General features: G+C 70.7%; 2 protein-coding genes. Both read left to right on the top strand.

Features of this window, described 5'->3' with window-relative positions; all coding sequences use genetic code 11:
* A partial coding sequence (locus D7V97_RS42735) for a tail fiber domain-containing protein (RefSeq protein WP_147445248.1) occupies nt 1–1,073 on the top strand: 1,073 nt, incomplete at its 5' end.
* Nucleotides 1,070–1,832 (top strand): hypothetical protein (locus D7V97_RS42740; protein ID WP_199729214.1); only part of this gene is annotated, 763 nt, incomplete at its 3' end. The genes D7V97_RS42735 and D7V97_RS42740, both read left to right, overlap by 4 nt.

The following is a 1,832-nucleotide window of genomic DNA, read 5'->3' on the forward strand; positions in this document are numbered from 1 at the left end:
CCCAGTCCCTTGAACGGACGTACTACTACCAGGGAGAGCTCCTCCAGCTCGCCGACTTCATCCGGGACCAGCGCTACACGCGGGACCTGGTCGGCTACCAGAACCGCCAGCTCTTCGCGCCCGGTGTCCTCCAGGGCCTGGCCCTCAGTGGCCTGGGTGGCACGTCGCTCATCGTGGCGCCCGGCATGGCCTTCAGCGGCGCCGGCGTCCCGCTGTACGTCGTGAGGAACACGAACATGACCGCCCAGGGACAGACCCCGGACGGCTCCTACCTGGCCGTCCTGGACTACGCGGACAACAACACCCCCGAGTTCCAGGCGTCCCTCAAGTCCACCCACGCCATCATCGAGAACCCGAAGCTGACGCTGGCGCCGGTGGGACCGACGGCCCCGGGCAACGGCATCATCCTGGGCATCGTCGCGTTCAAGAGCGGGAAGGTCGACAGCATCGACCAGACCGCGACCAGCGGACGTCAGACGAGCTGGCTGCTGCTGCCCACGTCCTCCAGCAGCGTGGCGCCCACGTCCTTCCGTGGCGCGCTGCGCGTGGAACCCGACTCCACGGGCGCCGACACGATGCTGCAGATCACGCAGGACCTGGCCGGACGCGGCGCGGGAGCGAGCACCGCGCGCTTCGACTTCACGGATGGGGACGTGAAGGACTCGGGCGTGAGCATCAACACGAAGAAGGCGGACGGGAGCCATGCCCTCCTCTCCGCGCGCTACGGGGGGAGCGACGTGTGGGAGCTGGCGCAGGACGGGACGCCCCGCACGCTGAGCGACGCATCCCTGAAGGTGGACGTGCGCCCACTCACCGGAGCCCTGGAGCGCGTGGCCGCGCTGCGCCCCGTGTCGTTCGCGTGGCGCGCCGACCCGTCGGGCCCGCGCCGGCTGGGGCTCCTGGCGCAGGAGACGGCCCAGGTCCTGCCGGAGGTCGTCGGAACCAACGCACAGGGGCAAGCGATGATCGCGTACCAGGAGCTGGTGCCGCTGCTGCTCCAGTCCGTGCGTGAGCTGACGGAGCGGGTCGCCGGGCTCGAGCAGCGCCTCGCGGCCCGGGTCGAGGAGCGATGACACCGGACGGCTCCGAGCGCCCGCTGTTCCACGACGGCCAGTCGCTGGGCGCCGCGGACTTCCGCACGGAGCAGCGCTACTTCGAGACGCTGTTCACGGGGCTCAACCACGCGCTCCACCTCTCCGGCATCGCGCAGGGGCTGGAGGTGACGGTCGGCCAGCGGCCCGGTTCGCTCGAGGTGGCCTCCGGGGTGGCCATCGACGACGCGGGGCGCGCGCTCATCCTCACCGAGACGCGGCTCGTGGACGTCGTGGGTGAGCCGGGTCAGGCGCTCTTCATCCTCATCACCAGCGCCGAACAACCCACCTCGCTCACCTCGGAGAGCGGTGAGTTCGGCTACAAGCGCTTCCTCCTCGAACCGCGCATCGAGCTGTCCGCCCTGGGGGTGGCACAGGGGGCGTCCGAGGTCGTGCTCGGAAAGGTGTTCCTCGACGCGCGCGGCGACGTGGAGCGGGTGGACCCGCGCGTGCGACAGGCCAGTGGGACGCGCGTGGGGAGCGTCACCTTCGCGTCCGGCGACGTCCCCGAACTGGAGAGTCCCAGGCTGGAGGCGGACCGGAGCCAGTCCGCGTCCTCCGTGCTCGTGGCCTCCGTGGACTCCGCGACGTTCACCGGCGCCCTGCTGGTGACGGGAACGCTCCGCCTGAACCGCGAGTTCCCACACGCGCAACTCGATGTCGAAAGCACGCGCAGCCAGATTCTCGCCGTGAGGGACACGCGAACAGCGCTCCTGCTGGACGACCAGGGGCGGGTCGGGG

The organism is Corallococcus sp. CA053C (genome assembly GCF_003611675.1).
Taxonomy (GTDB): Bacteria; Myxococcota; Myxococcia; order Myxococcales; family Myxococcaceae; genus Corallococcus.